This is a genomic window from uncultured Nisaea sp. (assembly GCF_963974195.1).
Classification (GTDB): domain Bacteria; phylum Pseudomonadota; class Alphaproteobacteria; order Thalassobaculales; family Thalassobaculaceae; genus Nisaea.
This window is the reverse complement of the sequence record NZ_CAXBDC010000059.1, coordinates 12709-28672: the sequence shown is the minus strand read 5'-3', so window position 1 is coordinate 28672 and position 15964 is coordinate 12709. Positions and strand designations below refer to the sequence as shown.

13 protein-coding genes are annotated in these 15964 nt (G+C 56.7%); 8 read left to right on the top strand and 5 right to left on the bottom strand.

Annotated elements, in window-relative coordinates:
- Positions 1-1258, bottom strand: a 1258-nt coding sequence (locus AAC126_RS13790) for an NAD(P)H-dependent oxidoreductase subunit E (RefSeq protein WP_339854259.1), incomplete at its 3' end; no start/stop codon positions are given.
- 615 nt (positions 1259-1873) lie between these two features.
- On the opposite strand from AAC126_RS13790, the gene AAC126_RS13785 reads away from it, so the two are divergent.
- The 3 genes from AAC126_RS13785 to AAC126_RS13775 all read left to right on the top strand — a co-directional run bounded on the left by AAC126_RS13785 (position 1874) and on the right by AAC126_RS13775 (position 4992).
- On the top strand, positions 1874-2845 hold the full coding sequence (locus AAC126_RS13785) for a tripartite tricarboxylate transporter substrate-binding protein (protein ID WP_339854257.1): 972 nt from the start codon (positions 1874-1876) through the stop codon (positions 2843-2845).
- A gap of 109 nt (positions 2846-2954) precedes the next feature.
- Positions 2955-3452, top strand: a complete 498-nt coding sequence (locus tag AAC126_RS13780; protein ID WP_339854256.1) for a tripartite tricarboxylate transporter TctB family protein — start codon at positions 2955-2957, stop codon at positions 3450-3452.
- A 22-nt stretch (positions 3453-3474) separates the two neighbouring features.
- Positions 3475-4992 carry a tripartite tricarboxylate transporter permease gene (locus tag AAC126_RS13775; protein WP_339854254.1) on the top strand — a complete coding sequence of 506 codons (1518 nt, stop codon included), beginning with the start codon at positions 3475-3477 and terminating at the stop codon, positions 4990-4992.
- A 98-nt stretch (positions 4993-5090) separates the two neighbouring features.
- On the opposite strand, the gene pcaD is transcribed toward AAC126_RS13775, so the two are convergent.
- On the bottom strand, positions 5091-5885 hold the full coding sequence (gene pcaD, locus AAC126_RS13770; protein WP_339854252.1) for a 3-oxoadipate enol-lactonase: 795 nt from the start codon (positions 5883-5885) through the stop codon (positions 5091-5093).
- A gap of 225 nt (positions 5886-6110) precedes the next feature.
- Between pcaD and AAC126_RS13765 the strand changes: the two genes are divergently transcribed.
- Both AAC126_RS13765 and AAC126_RS13760 read left to right on the top strand, forming a co-directional pair.
- Positions 6111-7097 (top strand): MBL fold metallo-hydrolase, encoded by a 987-nt coding sequence (locus AAC126_RS13765; RefSeq protein ID WP_339854250.1) that lies wholly within the window; start codon positions 6111-6113, stop codon positions 7095-7097.
- 192 nt (positions 7098-7289) lie between these two features.
- Entirely contained in the window at positions 7290-8456 is a 1167-nt protein-coding gene (locus AAC126_RS13760) for a DUF2336 domain-containing protein (RefSeq protein ID WP_339854248.1), read from the top strand.
- A gap of 45 nt (positions 8457-8501) precedes the next feature.
- Here the strand turns inward: AAC126_RS13760 and AAC126_RS13755 are convergent, their stop codons facing one another.
- Positions 8502-10775 carry a PAS domain S-box protein gene (locus tag AAC126_RS13755; protein WP_339854246.1) on the bottom strand — a complete coding sequence of 758 codons (2274 nt, stop codon included), beginning with the start codon at positions 10773-10775 and terminating at the stop codon, positions 8502-8504.
- 343 nt (positions 10776-11118) lie between these two features.
- Between AAC126_RS13755 and AAC126_RS13750 the strand changes: the two genes are divergently transcribed.
- Positions 11119-11496: an Hpt domain-containing protein gene (locus tag AAC126_RS13750; RefSeq protein WP_339854244.1), complete on the top strand. Its 378-nt coding sequence runs from the start codon at positions 11119-11121 to the stop codon at positions 11494-11496.
- Positions 11497-11513: 17 nt separating this feature from the next.
- On the opposite strand, the gene AAC126_RS13745 is transcribed toward AAC126_RS13750, so the two are convergent.
- Positions 11514-11894, bottom strand: a complete 381-nt coding sequence (locus tag AAC126_RS13745) for a response regulator (protein WP_339854242.1) — start codon at positions 11892-11894, stop codon at positions 11514-11516.
- 227 nt (positions 11895-12121) lie between these two features.
- On the opposite strand from AAC126_RS13745, the gene AAC126_RS13740 reads away from it, so the two are divergent.
- Together AAC126_RS13740 and AAC126_RS13735 are read left to right on the top strand one after the other, a co-directional pair.
- Positions 12122-12886 carry an Hpt domain-containing protein gene (locus tag AAC126_RS13740; protein WP_339854241.1) on the top strand — a complete coding sequence of 255 codons (765 nt, stop codon included), beginning with the start codon at positions 12122-12124 and terminating at the stop codon, positions 12884-12886.
- A 173-nt stretch (positions 12887-13059) separates the two neighbouring features.
- Positions 13060-14628, top strand: a complete 1569-nt coding sequence (locus AAC126_RS13735) for an ATP-binding protein (protein ID WP_339854240.1) — start codon at positions 13060-13062, stop codon at positions 14626-14628.
- Positions 14629-14654: 26 nt separating this feature from the next.
- Here the strand turns inward: AAC126_RS13735 and AAC126_RS13730 are convergent, their stop codons facing one another.
- Entirely contained in the window at positions 14655-15947 is a 1293-nt protein-coding gene (locus AAC126_RS13730; RefSeq protein WP_339854238.1) for an MFS transporter, read from the bottom strand.
- Positions 15948-15964 lie beyond the last annotated feature (17 nt).

Genomic DNA, 15964 nt, shown 5'->3' with positions numbered 1-15964 from the left:
GCGCGGTGGTGCCGGCCGGGACCAGCTTCACGCCCGGGTTCTTCACCCGGCCGGAAACGGAATAGCTGCGCAAGCCCTTGCACCCGTTCTTGCCCTGATCCTCGAACCACGCGGCGCCGTTCTTCAGGATCTCCGGCACCCAGTAGAGCGTCTCTATATTGTTCACCAGCGTGGGGCGGCCGAAGATGCCGTTGACCGAGACATAGGGCGGGCGATGACGCGGCAGACCGCGCTTGCCCTCAATGGATTCGATCATTGCGGACTCTTCACCGCAGATATAGGCGCCAGCGCCACGGCGCAGATTGATTTTCGTGTGTTTTGCCAAACCTGCTGCCTCAACGGCGGCGATTTCCTTCAACAGGATTTCGCGGGCCGCAGGATATTCGTCGCGCAGATAGATAAAGACCTCTTCGGCCTCGACCACCCAGGCGCCAATCAGCATGCCTTCGAGGAACTGATGCGGGTTGCTTTCAAGAAACAGCCGGTCCTTGAAGGTGCCGGGCTCGCCCTCGTCGCCATTGATCGCCATCAGGCGCGGGCCTTGCTCGGCACGCACGAAACTCCATTTCCGCCCGGTCGGAAAACCGGCCCCGCCGAGCCCCCGCAGTCCGCCGTCGGACAGGGTTTCGATGATGTCCTCGACGCTGCGTTTGCCGGAGATGCAGGTTTCCAGCACGGCATAACCGCCATCCTGGCGATAGGCGTCGAAAGCCTTGTACTCCGGAATATGCGGATGCAGATGGCCGCTTCGGGCGACTTCAAACACCTTGTCGGCTGTACATTTGTCAACATGCCGGTGCCCAACTTCGGCAACCGGTGCCAGATCGCAGCGGCCCATGCAGGGCGCGCGCAGCACGCGGATGTCGGCATCCGCGTTGGCTTCAAGCTCCGAGATGAGTTTTTCAGCGCCCGAAAGTGCGCAGCTCAGGGATTCACAGACCCTGATCGTCACGGGGGCAGGGCGTTCCTCACCGTCGCGGACGATGTCGAAATGCGCATAGAAGGACGCGACTTCGTAGATCTCCGACATGGGAATGCGCATTTCGGCGGCAAGCGCGTGCAGCAAACCGGCAGGCAGACAGCCTTCGCTGTCCTGAATCAGGTGCAGATGCTCAATTAACAGGTCGCGGCGGCGCGGACGGTCGCCAAGGATTTCGCGCATGCGGTCGCGGTCATCGCCATCAAGGAAACGCCCTTTTGGCAGCGCCGGAGCCTTCCGTCGGCCCGAACCGGGATGGATCTTTTTCCCGACTTTCATTTGATTCATGGTCTTTACGGCCTTCTTGTTGCTTCCTCGGCATATCCCGGGACGTTTTGGCAGAGCCCGGTGTTTCTCCCAATCGCGTCCGGTTGAACGCTATCGGCCTGTTCTTCTTTTGCTTCGCTCGTGCGCGTCATTATTTCGCTCCTGAGCGCCGCTCTTTGTTATGGAGTGCGTTCGTATATCGACCGCAGCCCTCGCATATTCTGTAACTCAAATTTCATTCCCGAAACGCTCTATGCGCCGGGCAGTCGCCAATAAATCGAATAACCTTTCAGATGATGTGTGTTCCGATCACTCCCCCGATGAAGGCTGTTTAGTCTTGGCATCTTGTATACCATAATCTCGTGTGACCCCGCTGTCGAGAGCCGGAGACAGCCATTAGACCGAAAACATTGAATATTTCCGCGGCGTTTTTTGGGTGCCCGTCCGCATGACGTGTAATGGCTGACAGCAGCTCTGGAGAAACTGGTATACAAGATACTTGGGCTTGGTATACCATTTCCATGCCATGAAAAGTTGTTGGTCCTCACCAAAAAGCAGGACTACGATTTGGCGACGGGCAAAAAGAAAAAAATAAATTTGTCCGGAAACAACATAGGGAGGAGTTCAATGAAAATCTCAAGACGTAGTCTTATGGGGCTGGCGATTGTCGCTGGTCTCGGACTCGCCGTAAATGCACCGGCGCAAGCGTTTGAACCTGTAAAGCCGATCGACTTCATCATCATGGCCGGCAAGGGCGGTGGCGCGGACAAGATGGCCCGCCTGATGCAGACAATCGTCGAAAAGCACAAGATGGCTTCCAAGCCGCTGATCCCGATCAACAAGCCGGGCGGCTCCGGTGCTGAAGCTCTGGTTCATGTCCAGAATGCCAAGGATCAGGATCACACCATCATGGTGACCCTGAACAGTTTCTATACGACGCCGATGCGTCAGCCGGGTCTTGGTGTGGACTCCATGAAATTCGCACCGATCGCGCGGATGGCGGAAGATACTTTCCTGCTCTGGGTGCACAAGGATTCCGGCCTCACGTCATTTGACCAGTGGGTTGATCACGTCAAAAGCGTGGGCAACGAATGGGTCATGGGCGGTACCGGTAAATTGCAGGAAGACCAGCTCATCACGGACTTCCTGAACGCCAATTTCGATCTGAAGATGAAGTACGTTCCCTACAAGGGCGGCGGAACGGTCGCCAAGCAGGTTGCCGGCAAGCACATCAATTCCTCCGTGAACAACCCCTCCGAAATCGAGGGTTTCTACAATGCCGGCGTGGCTGTCCCGCTGGTTGCCTTCACCAACGAGCGCCTGGACAAGTTCCCGAACGCTCCGACCATGAAGGAAAAGGGCCAGGACTTTGCCTATTACATGCAACGTAGCGTCGTCGGCGCTCCGGAAATGTCGGCGGACGCACAGGCCTACTATACCGCGCTGTTCAAAAAGGTTTTTGACAGCAAGGAATGGCAGGATTACCGCACGAGCAAGAGTCTTTATGGCGATTTTCTGAGTGGTGCTGCGTTGCAGGATTACTGGAAGGTCAATAACGAGACGCATCGCGCGATGCTGGCCAAGATGGGCGCCTCCTGATCGCCAATCTGCACACCCCCGGAACCTGAGCGTTCCGGGGGTGTGATTTTAGGGATCCGGCATCCCGTCGCTTTTTCTATTCATGATCGAATAAGGAAGGTCGCCGCACATGCGTCGCGCGGAATTGGTCACGGCTGTCCTGCTGGCAGCATTTTCCATCTATCTGATGTGGAAGAGTACCGAGCTGAAGATAGGCTGGGTAAAACATGAAGGTCCCGGTGGCGGTGCTTGGCCGTTCTGGCTGGCCGGGATAATGTTGATCTGCAACGTCTGGACAATTGTGAACTGGGTTCGCAAGGCCACGCCGCAGTCGCGCTCCCAGGATCAGTTCATGGACGCGCACGCGATCCGGATGTTCCTGCTGGTTGGCGGCAGTGTGGTCGCTCTCGCGGCCATGGTGCATATCATCGGCGTCTATGGGGCGGTGCCGATATTCATGCTGTTCTACCTGCGGATTCTGGGGCGGCACGGCTGGGTACCAACGGTGTCCATCTCCGTGGCCGCACCGGTCATTATCTTCTTCTTCTTCGATGTCGCCATGCGGATCGTGCTGCCCAAGGGATACCTGGAGCCGCTGTTCTATCCGCTTTACGACATCTTCCTTTAGCGCCGGTCTGGGGATTTAAGTTATGGAAATCATTCAGCATCTTCTGGGCGGCTTTTTGATTGCGTTCGAGCCGCTCAATCTCGGGCTGGTCATCATCGGTGTGACGGTTGGACTGTTCATCGGCGCAATGCCGGGTCTCGGATCGGTGAACGGGGTGGCGATCCTGCTGCCGCTCACTTTCCTTGTGCCGCCAACCTCCGCCATCATCTTTTTGGCCGCGATCTATTATGGTGCCATGTATGGCGGGGCGATCAGCTCGATCATGCTCGGGATACCCGGGGCATCGACAGCGGTTGCGACAACTTTCGACGGCCGGCCACTGGCTCTGAAAGGCCTCGCGGACAAGGCGCTTATCGCGGCGGCGATGGCATCCTTCTTCGGCGGTACGATCTCGATCATCCTGTTCACCGGTTTCGCACCGGCCCTTGCCAGCGTCGCACTTGATTTCGGCGATCAGGAGATCTTCGCCCTGATGTTGCTGGCCTTCGCGACCTTTGTCGGTCTCGGCGGCGACGATATCGCGAAGACCATCTTCTCTATCTGTATCGGCCTGGTGTTCAGCGCGGTTGGCATGGACATCATCAGCGGTACGCCGCGGCTGGTCTTCTTCGATATCACCGGTTTCCTGCACGGCATCAACTTCCTGGTGCTGGCGATCGGGGTGTACGGCATCGGCGAGATGCTCTGGACCATTGACTCGACACGCGGCAATCCGACCATGTCGAAAGTCGAAGTATCGATGTCCCGCACCCTGTCGCACATGAAAGAAGTCGCGCTGGACTGGAAGCCGGCCTGGATCGGCTCTCTGCTTGGATTCTTCGTGGGTATCCTGCCGGCGGCAGGGGCTACGCCGGGCTCCTTGATGGCCTACGGCATTTCGAAGATGACGTCGAAAAATCCGGATGGGTACGGCAAGGGTGAAATCGGTGGCGTGATTGCTCCCGAAGCGGCGAATAATGCCGCCTCGACCGGTGCGATGCTGCCCATGCTGACGCTCGGCATTCCGGGCTCGCCGACAACGGCTATTCTGCTCGGCGGCATGGTGATTTGGGGACTGGTGCCCGGACCTCTGATGTTCATGGAACAGTCAGATTTCGTCTGGGGGCTGACGGCCAGCCTTTATGCCGCGAATTTCTTCGCGGTGATCATCAACATCCTCTTCATCCCGGTTTTCCTCTGGGTGCTGAAGATGCCGTTCACGATCCTGGCGCCAATCATTTTCGTACTTTGTCTGGTTGGCGGCTATGCGCCGACAGAAGACATGCATGATGTCTGGCTCATGGTGATCTTCGGGTTCGGTGCCTACATGCTCCGCAAGCTCGATTATCCGCTGGCCCCGGCGGTGCTTGCCATCGTGCTTGGCCCGATTGCCGAGCCCGCGCTGCGGCAGAGCATGATCATTTCGGGCGGTGACCCCAGCGTGTTCTTCACGCGGCCGATCGCCGGGCCGATCACGATCATCGCGGTCATTCTGCTCTTGCTGCCTTTGGTCCAGGTCATCCGGAAAAAACGCAAGCAGGCTGCCAACGCACAGGGGTAGTGGAAGCATTCATGCGGAAACAAAAAAGGACGGCCATGCGGCCGTCCTTTTCTTTGCTGATGATCCTGTTCTGCCGTTACGCGGGCTTGCGTTGAAAATCAGACAAACCCGTTTGCCTTGAAGAAACTGATCATGGCATCGGCCAGGAAATCCGGCTGCTCAAGACTTGGAATATGGCCCGCATCCGGGACTTCGACATAGGACGCGTTTTTCATGGCATCGGCCATGGCCTTGACGAGTGCTGGTGGCGTTGCGCCGTCTTCCGCGCCGCACAGGACCAATGTCGGTACTGTCAGGGAAAGCGTTGCCTCGGTCAGGTCCGCATCACGGATCGCCGCGCAACAGCCGAGATAGCCAGCCTGTGTGGTCCGCGCGAGCAGATTGCGCCATCCCGCCGTCGCTGCCGGATTATTCTTCCGGAAAGCTGCGGAGAACCAGCGCTCCATGACACCGTCCGCGATGCTTTCCAGTCCATTCGCGGAGATCGCATCGATGCGGTCCTGCCAGAGGGCGGCTTCCCCGATTTTCGGTGCGGTATCCATGCAGACGAGGGCGTCGACCTGTTCCGGATACCGGGCCGCATAGTCCTGGGCAATCATGCCGCCAATGGAGACACCGCCGAGCAGGAAGCGGTCCAGCCCTGCGTGATCGGTGATGATCTTCAGATCGGCGCTCAGGTCCTGAATGGAATAGGGCGGCTCGCTGACATCCGTCAGGCCGTGGCCGCGCTTGTCATAGCGGACAATGCGTCCGATCCCTTTCAGTTTCGGCAGCAGCGGATCCCAGATCCGGAAGTCCGTACCGAGAGAGTTGGCGAGAACAAGTGTCGGGCCCGTTCCAACTGTCCTGTCGGAATAGTGAAATGTTCGTGATCCAGCTTTGAAGAATGCCATTCATTTTCCTCCCTCGCGGTCTTTTCCGCACGGGTTTTGTACCCTTAACCTGTGGAAATTCCATCCTGTTTAAGCTCTGCGTGACATGTTTCCGGACATGTGGCGCGGGATGGATGGCCCAAGGTTTCGTGAGCAAGCCGTTTTTCTCGCGATCCCCTCCTTTTCTGCGCGGCGGTCTGCGCTACCTCCAGAGGATTGATTTCGTTCGGTCGAGGGAGGACCATGATGACCAATCGTTTAAAGGCACTGACCCGACGGGAGGCGATGTTCGCTGCCGCCGGAACACTGGCGGCGCCGGCCGTGCTTTCCAGCCTGCCATCCGTCGTTGAGGCAGCGGCCCCGATGCAGGGGGCTTCACACCCGTCCCACTATCGCTTCAAGCTTGGCGGGTTCGAGGTGACCACGATCTGGGACGGGGCGATCCAGCTTGACGGTCCGCATCCGATCTTCGGGGAAAATCAGACACAGGAAGATGTGGCCAAGCTGGCAGAGGAAAACCACCTGCCGGGGAGCCGCATGGAGATCTCCTTCACGCCGGTTATCGTGAATACCGGCAGGGAAGTGATCATGTTCGACTCCGGGAACGGTAATGGCCGCCGGCCGAATGCGGGGCATCTCGCGGAGGCCCTTGGCCGGGCCGGCTTTACGCCGGACCAGATCGATATTGTCGTTCTGACGCATTTTCATCCGGACCATATCGGCGGCCTCATGGAAGGCGGAAGTGCATTGTTCCCGAACGCGCGCTATGTGACGGGCGCGACGGAATATGATTTCTGGTCCCCGCCGGAAATGGCCGAGGGCAATTTCGCAGGGGTAGGCAAGCTGGTGCAAAGCAACGTTGTCCCGTTCGCGGAGAAGATGACGTTCCTGAAGCCGGGAGAGGATGTCGTGACCGGTATCCAGGCAGTGGGGGCACCGGGACACACGCCGGGGCACATGGCCTACCATTTTGAAAGCGACGGCCGGCGGTTGCTGGCCTGGGCCGATACCACGAACCATTATGTCGCTTCCCTGCAGCGGCCCGACTGGCATGTGCGCTTCGACATGGACAAGGAAGGAGCCGCGGCAACCCGCAAGCGTTTGCTGGACATGGTTGCCGCCGACCGGATCCCGGCCACGGGATATCACATGCCGTTTCCGGCCGTTGGCTATGTGGAGCGGCACGGAGCGGCCTATCGCTGGGTGCCGGCAAGTTATCAGCTGAATCTCTAGGCCGTATGAGGATCGTACGTGCAAAATACGGCGCGCTCTTTAGGGCGCGCCGCTTCTTAACTTGCGCGACGGGCCTTGAAATCTGCTACAGTAAGAAAAGAGTGATGCAGCAGGTTTCCTGTTGATAAGGAAACGTTAACCCTTGTTGCGAAACACTCATTCGCTTGAATCCAGCGAGATGTGAGGAAGCGCATGGTAAGCTCTGATGGCAATGGCAGTGGGGCACTCTCGGCGGCGGATGTACAATCTCTGCTGAAAGACCCTTCCGCTGATAATCGCGCCGCGACGGTAGCCAAGGTCGCGGGCCAGCTTTCCGCATCCAGCTTTTCCGCGACGGAATTGCCAATGGCCCAGGAGATTCTCCGGGTCATGGCACGCGATGCGGAGCGCAGGGTTCGTGAGGCTCTGGCCCGTGAGGCAAAGTCGGCGAAAGACCTGCCGCACGATGTTGCGCTGCTTCTGGCGAAAGACGTTGAATCAGTGTCGATGCCAGTCCTCGAATTTTCCGAGGTGCTGCGCGAGGAAGACCTGATCGAAATTGCATCCGCGGCGGATGAGATGAAGCAATCGGCGATCGCCCGGCGCGAGAGCGTTTCGGAGGCCGTGGCCGAGACCTTGATCGAGAAGGGGAATCAGACAGTCGTTGAAACGCTGGTGCGAAATGAAGGCGCGGCGATTTCCGAGAACGGCTTCAAGAAGGCGATCGACCGGTTTGGCGATGACGAAAATATCCAGGATGGGCTGGTGAACCGTTCGGTGCTGCCCGTCGGGATATCGGAACGCCTGGTTTCGATCGTCTCCGATCGCCTGCGAGAGCATCTCGTGAAGAACCATGATCTGCCGGCAAACATGGCAACCGATCTGCTTCTGGAAGCACGTGAAAATGCGACGCTGAGCCTTGTCTCGAACGGTGCCGGTGCGCAGAAGGTTGAAGATCTCGTCTCTGAACTGCATCGAAATGACCGTTTGACGGAATCGATTGTTGTCCGGGCGGCCTGTCTTGGCGACCTGGCCTTTGCCCAGGCCGCACTTGCTGAGCTGGCTTCGGTCCCGTTGTTCAATGCGCAAAAACTGTTCGATGATGAAGGTAATCGCGGACTGAAGGCGCTGTTCGAACGATCGGGACTGCCGAAGCGGTCTTTCCCCGTACTGCGCAAGGCAATCGATGTGATGCGCGATACCGATTATGACGGCCTCGAGAGCGACCGGGAGAGATTCAGTCTCAAGGTCCTGGAACGTTTGTTGACGGCGTTTGAAACGGATGACTTTGGTCTTACCGAAGAAGATGTCGATTATCTGTTGAAGCGCCTGACCGCTCTGACATCAAGCACGGCAGAAGCGCGGGAACATTTGCACTGAGATCGGGTTTTTCCGGTGTTTGTGAAGGCTCTGGATCCCGCGACTTCAGCTATCGGCATGCCGCGGAATGCGTACAGTAAAGGTTGAGCCTTCGCCGGGACTGCTTTCCACGCTGATTGTACCGCCATGGGCTTCGATAATCGGCTGGCAGATGCTCAAACCCAGACCGGTGCCCCCACTATGTCTGTCATCGGCGCTGTTCACCCGGAAGAAACGGGTGAATATTTTTTCCTGAAGCTCCTCCGGAATACCTTCTCCCTGATCCATGACAGAGAAAATTATGGTGTCTTCCGTACTTTCGGCGCTGATTTTGACCTGTTGGCCGGATTTGGAAAATTTGACCCCGTTTGAGATCAGATTCGTCATGACCTGAGTGATCCGGGTTGGATCACCAGTAAATGCCGGATCTTCAGCTTCGCCACAGACCTCGAGGGTGACGCCAAGACCGGTCGAATATTGCTGCATGCTGGCAACGCAGTCGGATATCAGCAGGTTAATGTCGATCTGCTGCATATCGTACGACACCTGGCCGGCATCAATTTTCTCAATATCCAGAATATCGGTCACCAGCACGCCGAGACGTTCGCTGTTGCGGTAGGCGATATCGAGGATCTCCTGCATCTGTTCGGTGAGCGCGCCGGCGATCCCGTTGCGCATCAGGCCGAGCGCTCCGGTGATTGAGGTAAGCGGTGTCTTTAGCTCGTGACTGACCGTGGAAATGAATTCCCGCTTGATGCGTTCAAGCTGCTTGCGCTCTGAAATGTCACGAATAATACCGACGAAGCGCAGATTTTTACCGACGAACATTTCGCCGACCGCGAGTTCGATCGGGAAAATGGTGCCGTCCGACTTTACTGCGGTGAATTCCCTGTTTTTCCCGATCACATTCTTGGCTCGGCCCGTCAGATAGCTTGCAATATAGCGCGGGTGATCCGTGTGGTGTTGCCCGGCCATCAGGATATTAACATTCTTGCCGAGAGCATCTTTACGCCGCCTGCCGAACATGCGTTCGGCTGCCGGGTTGAAGGTGAGGATGATGCCATTGCTGTCGATGGTGATGATCGCGTCAACCACCGTGTCGAGGATGGCGCGGATGGATTCTGCCCGTTCCGCAAGCACTTCAGTGGTCGTGACATGCTCGGTCACGTCATGCGCGACGATCATGTGCTGGATGATACTGCCATCCGGGGCCCGGACGGTCTGGCGTTCAAATTCAACCCAGATTGGTGAGCCGTTTTTCTTGTAGTGCAGCATCTTGCCGCTGACTGACTTGCCCTGAGCAATATCCTGGTCGATGGCTTGGGTGACTGATTTGTCGGTGTCTGCTCCACGCATGACGGAGCGGGGATCTTTTCCGGCAATCTCTTCGATGCTGTATCCGGTGATTTCCGTGAAAGCCGGATTGACCCATTCCACCCGGCCGTCCTTGTCGAGAATCGTGACCATGGATTTGGTCCGGTCCGCGACAACGGATAACCGACGGGCTTCAAGCTCGCTTTGCTGTAGCCGCGTCAGAGCGTTTTTAAGCTTGGTTTCATTTTGCTTTAGCCCGGTAATATCGACTCTCAGGCCTATACGCATACCGTCAACGGTCTTGCGTTCGGTGATCCGCAGCCAGCGGCCGTCATCCAGTTTTTGCTCAATCTCCTGATCAGACGAGTGATGCGCTATCAGGCGCTCCCTGAACCATTCCTCTTCACGTCCGATAGCCCCGGCATATTCACCGGCCGCAAGCCCGGCGCGAATGATCTCGGTAAATGTCGCCCCGGGCTGCATGGCGTGAGCCGATTTAGGATAAAGCTCCCGGTATTTTTGATTGCAAAGAACAAGGCGGTCATCGGCATCGAAAATGACGAAACCGTCTTTTAAGACCTCTATTGCGTCGAGCAGTTTGTCTTCTGCCGACCGGGCACGTTCAACGAGAAGCGTATTGTCCGAAAGGTCTCTGATGATGCCGCGGATAATTGCCGGATTGTCGCCAGCTTCCGTTTCAGTGTGCAGCGCGTAAGTCGCTACGGGCGCGTTCTCGTTGGGTTTGGCCTCGAAGGTAAATGGCCCAGGAGGCGCGTTATTGAAAATCGCTTCGAATTTCAGGCGGAGCGGCGCGCGATCGGAAAATGTGACCAGTGAAACATCAATGTCTCCGCCCGGCAGGACTTCAGGCTTCCAGATCGTTGGCGGAGTTGTGCCGTGAAAACTGAATTTTTTCAGTTCTCGATCCCATTCCCAGTAAAGCACCTTTGCAAGGTCCTGAAGAACTTTCAGCTTTTGGGCCTCATTGGAGCAGGAGCTCACACTGGTAATTTCTGAATCCGGCATCAACAAGTCCTCATTAATGCCTCACAACGGGCGCATGCGGCGGCAGCCGCTTTTATCGCTGATTTTATCCTAAATCCCAATTGAAACCTGAGGGTTGCAGGACGTATCCAGCAATGGACCGTGACATAGGAGTGTTAATACTTCGTTTTTAATGTTTCATTGGGCGTTGTTGAATATGAGTACGGTCTCTGGTTTTTTTTATCGCGGCCTTAACCTGATTTAAACGGCAATCATCCTATTTGAATGAGAATTCAGTCTGCATGGCAGTATAGTGTGGGCATGGCCAGCCCAGCCCGCGCAATGACGGATACAAGGCGGCAGAGATGGAAATGGCGTTCCGGCAATGACAGACGGTAATCTGCGAGAAGCCTTTTTATCATTACGTGGTGAGTTTCTGGAAATCACCCAGGGCCGTATCGCTGTTATCGAGCGTAATTGGCCGGAAGTATTCTCTCCGTCCGGAGAGAGCGATACGGGCGAAACTCTGGAACTGATCAAGCGTGAAGCCCACACGATCGCGGGGTCTTCCGGTACCTATGGCTATGCCACTGTTTCTCATGCGGCGAAAAATCTGGAAGTTTTCTGCGCGGCGCTAATGGACGAGGGAACGGACGGCATGGATGATGCTCGGCAAGCGGAGTTCTCGGCGACGGTGGTTTCTTTACTTGAGGAAAGCAGCCGTATGTTCGCGGATCCGGAAATCGGCACTATGCCGTTCTGATGATGCATATCGGGCAATTACCCGGAGGTTCGGGCGCTCCAGATACGCTCTACTTCCTTGCTCAGCTGGACGGGGTCGAACGGTTTGGCGATAACGCCGATGGCGCCAAGCGCCATAAGGCTCTCGATCTCGTCTTTCTGGGTTTTCGCCGTCATGAAGATGACGGGGATCCGGTTCGCGTCCGGAATGTCCTGGAGCGCGCGAAATGTGGTCGGACCATCCATCTCCGGCATCATGACATCCATGACAATCAGCTCCGGCGCGACATCTGCCACCGTGGCGATGGCTTCCGTGCCGGAGGCGCAGGATGTGACATTGAAGCCGCCGATCGATTCCAGGGCCAGTTTGGTGATTGCCCGGATATCCGCTTCATCATCCACATGCAGAATTTTTATCATGCGTACTGCTTTCCAAATCACGTATCAAAACCCACGCATTCAGCGGGAGAACGGAACAGCCATGCGTGACATATCTTCCGTGTTTAGCGGCAAAGCTCATTCATTTCGAGGGTAATTTGACGAACTTTAGCGCAATGGCGTCTCGCCAACGAGTGGTAAAGCATGCCATATGAATTTGGGTGGATGACAGGGTGCGGTTTGACGGCAAGAGGAAGGCTCGATAGCTGATGGAAGATTTTGAAAAGCATCTGGCGCGGTTGCATCAGGAATTTCTGGACTATGCAAACGACAGTATAGGGCAGCTCGACAAAACGCTTGATGCGGCAGCCGAACGGGGCGAACTCGAAGCATCCGAAATGCTCGACCTCACGCGGATTGTGCATTCGCTTAAAGGGTCCGGTGGTACGTTCGGGCTGACAAACCTGACAATCCTTGCGCATCGTTGTGAAGACTATATTGCCGCATCGGATACCGGGGCGCCGCTCAATATTGCCGATGTCCGGACTTACATTGATAGACTTGGCGATGTGATCGATGGGCGCATTTCCAGCGATGGTCCGATCGATACTATTGTCCGGTCCCTTCCCATGCGGTCCCGGTTCGATGTCTCGGATGTCACGGCCACTGAAGTTGAAGTCGGCTTGGTTATGGAACCCGGCGCTCAAGCACGTCTTGTGACGAAAGAGCTCGAGGCCTGCGGCTATCGGGTCACCGGCATGCAATCGTCGATCCAGAGTATCGGATATATCTACCAGACGCGCCCTGACTGCGTTTTTGTTTCGGCGAATATGCCCGGCATGGATGGTGTGGACCTGATTTGTGCCTTGAAGGCGATGAAGGTAACGAAAGATATACCCTGTGCCTTGCTGACATCCTTTACCAAGGACAACCAATTGTTACAGGCGCTTCCGGAATCTGTTCCCGTTGTTCGTAAAGGTAAGGATTTTGGGGATGATTTGGCCGACGCTTTGCAGAAACTGGGAATAATCTAGGGTTTCTCAAATGCTGATTGTTCGGGGTCTCAAAAAATTAAGTAAAAAAAGTCAATAAAATTGACTGAATAGTAAATTCATCTTTACTGGAATATTTTCCATTATTGTTTTAATGAAAATGCAGAAATTGAACCTCGACGTATGTAATTAATTTTTCTCAATAACGAGTGACAATGACGCAGACTTGGATCAGCAACCTCTCCGTTGCCGCCGAAGAGGTGATAGGTGGCGCCTTTGACGTGCTGCCTGACGCTTCGCGAGACGGCATTGTCATATGGAACTCCAGCGGCCTGTTGAGCGCATATAATCGCGCTCTCTTTACCCTCCTTGATCTGCCGGATAATGCGTTGTCGCTCGGGATGGGGGTCCAGGATATTCACTCCCTGCAATCCTCATATGGGGATGTGAAGTTTCTTAATGGTTTCAGCCCTGAGCTGTTTACAGGGCCGTTGACGAACCATTTGGAAAAGGCGCGCGTGCAGGCCGTTCTGCGGTCTGGCCGGGTGGTTCATGTCGACACGCGTCCGCTGAGCCAGGGCGGGTTGGTCACGGTTGTCGCGGGGATGCCGGAGAGCGCCGATCCGGAACCGGCGAAAGGGGAAGGTGAAGTGCTGCGCAAGACAATCGAGGATTGTCCAATGGGCGCACTGGTGCTGAGTTGCGAAGATAACCGCCGTCTGGTCGCAAATCCTGCCCTTGTGGATTGGCTGGGTGAGGCGTTCATCGAGACTCTTGCGGAAATCGGCCCGCAGCCGGTCGGAGAAAATACCGATAACCTTGAAGCCGTGCTGACAGACCCGGAATTCAGCGCGCACATGGTTAATCACGAAGTTCAGTATAAGGCGGCGGACGAGGTGACGCACTGGGTGCTTTTATCCGGCAGCCCTCTGGAATTCGAGGGCTGTGCCGCGCGGATTATCTGGTTCCGGGATATTTCCATTCGGCGGCGTCAGGCGCACGATCTGCAGACCAAGGTCGCGGAAAAGACGCGGCAGCTTGAAGAGGCGTTGCATCGTGCGGACCTGGCCAGCCTGGCGAAGACGCAGTTTCTTGCCAATATGAGCCATGAATTACGGACGCCGCTGAACAGCATCATCGGATTCTCGGATCTTCTGCAAAAGGAGATGTTCGGGCCGATCGGCAGTGAGCGGTATACCGAGTTCGTCCAGCATATTCACTCGGCGGGCGCGCATCTGCTCGAACTGATCAACGATATTCTCGATGTTTCCCGGATAGAGCTGGGAGAGATGGGGCTGAAGGAGGACCTGTTCGACCTTGGCCGTTCTGTCTCCGCCACGATTGCCATGATCCGTCCGAAGCTTGCCGAAAAGTCGCAGAACTTCACGGCGGACCTGCCAGACAGGCCGGTCGGCTTTACCGGTGACGAGCGGCAGATCCGTCAGATCCTGATGAATTTGCTGACCAATGCCGTGAAGTTTACGGATGTGGATGGCACGATCACCTTGCGGCTCACCGTCGATCCGGACGTCGGCGCGGAGCTGGAGGTAAAGGATAACGGCATGGGGATTCGCGAGAGCGATCTTGACCGTGTCCTTAATCCGTTCGAGCAGGCGACGGACGAAACCTACAGCCGCTCGATCGAGGGGGCCGGACTTGGGCTTTATCTTACCCAGGCGATTGCCCAGTCCCATGGCGGGGATCTGAAGATCAGCAGCCAGCTGGGCGTTGGAACCAGTGTCACCGTGACCTTGCCCGCGAGCCGGATACAGTCTCTTGGCTGACCCTGACCCGGCCAGTCCCGTTTCGCTTATTCCAGATGCGGCTCGACCGGAACGCCTGCCGGCGTGCGGATGAAGAGCGCGAGCACGGCGCAGGCTGCGGGATAAAGGGCAAGCCCCTGGATCATCAGGGTAGGGGAGCCGAAATGATCGAACGCGTAGCCTATCGGTAACGGTCCGATGGAAGCACCGACAACCCCGATCATTTGCCCTACACCCTGAATGCTTCCGAGATGCGCCCGGCCGAAGAAGCGTGGCCAGACATAGCCGAACAGCGTCATGCTGCAGGCATTCAGGAGGCCGAACAGGGCGGCATAGGCAATCGCAGTCGGAACATTGGTCACCTGCGTCACCATAAGCAGGGCCGCGGCCTGGATCAGCAGGGCAATGGAGAATGCGTAGCGTGACTTGATCCTGTCGAGCGTGCGGCCGACCAGTGGCATCATGGCCACCATGGTGCAGGCCGAGATCGGGAACATCCAGGCGGCGACCTGCTCTTCCAGCCCCTGCGCACTGAAAATCTTCACCTGATAGAAATGCAGGCTGGTGACGAGCATTGCAATGGATACCATCGAGACCCAGAGCATGTGAAAGGTTGGCGTGCGGAGCGCTTCGCTCAGGGTCAGTCCGGGGATGGCTTCGGGGCCGCTTGGTGCATCCTCTGGCCGTTTCGCGGGGGCTATGCCGTCAGGGTGAAGGCCCTTCTGTTCCGGCTTGTCATGTACCAGCAGCCAGATGACCGGAAGCATCAGCGCCCAGGTGCTGATGCCGAGCACGGTCCACGCCTGGCGCCAGCCAACGGTGTCGATCAGATACTGCCCGAGCCGAGGGTGGATCGCCATCGAGGCGGCAAAACCGAGCGCCATCAAACCCATGGCATAACCGCGCTTCTTGCTGAACCATTGCGAGGTCATGTTGGCGCAACTCAGCATCAATGAGCCCTGGCCGAAAAACCGCAACAGGGCAAAGCCGATCCCGAGCCAGAGCATATTGGCGGCTGCTCCGAAGAACAGGCAGGCAAAGCCGAGCAGGATGACGATGATGCTGGCCATGATGCGGGAGCCGAACCGGTCAACAAGGCGCCCCGTGAAGGGCAGACAGAATGCGGCGAGCAGGGTCGCTGTCCCGTAAGCCGAGGCGATCTCGGTACTGGAGATGCCGAGATCCTGACTGATCGGATCAACGAAGACGCTGAAAGTGTGGGATTGTCCCGGGCCGCTGACGAAAATGCCGAGGCCGGCGACGGAGAGAATGACCCATCCATAGAAGATACGGTCATTCAGGTATCCGAACAGATGATCGCGTAACGCCGCGACGGACATCCTTGCCTCCCCATGAT